The organism is Microbacterium sp. Bi128 (genome assembly GCF_918698205.1).
On sequence record NZ_CAKKMM010001073.1, the window covers coordinates 1 to 1,776 of the forward strand.

Below are 1,776 nucleotides of genomic sequence, written 5' to 3' on the forward strand. Positions count from 1 at the left end.
TGAGACTATTCCCGCTTCTTTCATCCTGCCCCCGTAATGGAGCCTGCGCCACCTCTGATCGGTTGATTTTCAGCCTGTTAACAGCTCACTCGCAGGAGCAGGCCCCTGCCGGCCCGCTATTGCCCAAAAAGCGCGCCTGTGAGCTGGCGAGTCAGGTCGTGGATGAGGTCCAGGCGGTCCGCACTGTCGGCGTCGTCCGGGCCCCACGTGTAGATGACCACCGCGTAGGAGCGGTCGGCGGCGCTGAGCAGGGCGGCGTCGTGGACGTAGCCCTGCACCACGCCGTACTTGTGGTGGACCGTGATGCCGGGCGCGACGGCGGCCGGGATGAGGTCCTCGTCATTGGTGTGCTGCATGTAGCCGAGCAGCTCCGCGGTGTGATCGGCGTTGAGCAGCTTGCCCGTGGTGAGCTGCGCCAGGAGCCGCGCCATGTCCGTCGGGGCCAGCAGGTTTTGTTCGGGATCGTAGGTGATGCCGAGGGTGGCGGCGTAGGCGGTGAGGTTGGGGTAGCCGATGTCCCGCATCAGCAGGAGCCATGAGTCGTCGCTGCTGGTGTTGATCATGGCTTTGAGCTGGAACGCGGCATTGAACGCGCCCAGGGGAGCATCGAGTGACTTATCGCCGGTTTCCACAAGATGGTAGTAGGCGGCGGCCGTCAGGACCTTCGCGGTGCTCGCCGCCGTGTAGGGTGCCACGTCGCCGTAGCTCTGCAGCTGGCCGTCGCGGGTGTCCAGCACGGCGACGCCGATCCGGTGATCGGGGTGCGCGCCGATGATCCGCTGCATCTCGGCGGGAAGGTCGACGGCGGCGGCCGCCGGGGCTGCCGGTGCGGTCTCCGCCGGGCCCGGCTCCTGCTGCCAGGCGACGGTCAGGACGTCACCGGTCAGGAAGTCGCGGGTCAGGAAGTCACGGGTGTGGGAATCACTGCCGGGTGCGGTGCGGATCGCGCCGAGGACCACGATGGCGGCCAGCACCAGCACCGCGGCGGCCCAGACGAGCACCACGTTCCTGCGGTGGGTGGGAGCGGCCGGCCGGGGGCCCGGATTCGTCATGTACGTGGGCCTTTCCGGACTCGACTGGGTGGTGCCTTCGACGTTAGGCCGGGCCGGGGGCGAAGTCCACGGAGCGCGCGGGGCGCGGCCCAAGTGGGACAAAAATCCCAGATGCGGGTCCACTACGCTGGCATTCATGACCCGGAAAATTACTGTCAGCCTGCCGGACCCCACCTTGCGTGAGTACCTTCAGCCGCACCCGGACGTCACCGTCCTGGAGTGGGACCTCGCCGGTGAGCCGCCCCTGCCGCGGATCGACATCGTGGTCCCGCCGTACATGGGCGGCCCGGAGGTCCTGCGGAGCCTGGCAGCGGTGGACACGGCCCTGGTGCAGAGCCAGTCGATCGGGTACGACGGCGTGGCGGAGTTCCTGCCGGCCGGGCGGGTCTTCGCCAACGCGTCCGGCGTGCACGAGACCTCCACCGCGGAGCTGGCGCTCGCCCTGATCCTCGCCAGCCAGCGCGAACTGCCCCGCCTGATCCAGAACCAGCAGGAAGGACGGTGGGACGCCCGGCCCACGGCCAGCCTGGCCGACCGCCGCGTCCTGATCGTTGGCTACGGCGGGGTGGGCAAAGCGATCGAGGACCGGCTCCTGCCGTTCGAGACCACCGTGACCCGGGTGGCGAGCACCGAACGGACGGATGACCGCGGCCGGATCCACGGCATCGCGGAGCTGCACACGCTCCTGCCGGAGCACGACATCGTCGTGGTGGGGGTTCCGCTC

General features: G+C 69.0%; 2 protein-coding genes. One reads left to right on the plus strand and one right to left on the minus strand.

Going from position 1 to position 1,776, the window contains the following annotated elements; all coding sequences use genetic code 11:
• Window positions 1–116: 116 nt before the first annotated feature.
• Entirely contained in the window at window positions 117–1,052 is a 936-nt protein-coding gene (locus LQV45_RS29865) for a serine hydrolase (protein ID WP_230010778.1), read from the minus strand.
• A gap of 136 nt (window positions 1,053–1,188) precedes the next feature.
• On the opposite strand from LQV45_RS29865, the gene LQV45_RS29870 reads away from it, so the two are divergent.
• The coding region (locus LQV45_RS29870; RefSeq protein ID WP_290370356.1) for an NAD(P)-dependent oxidoreductase at window positions 1,189–1,776 on the plus strand (588 nt) is incomplete at its 3' end.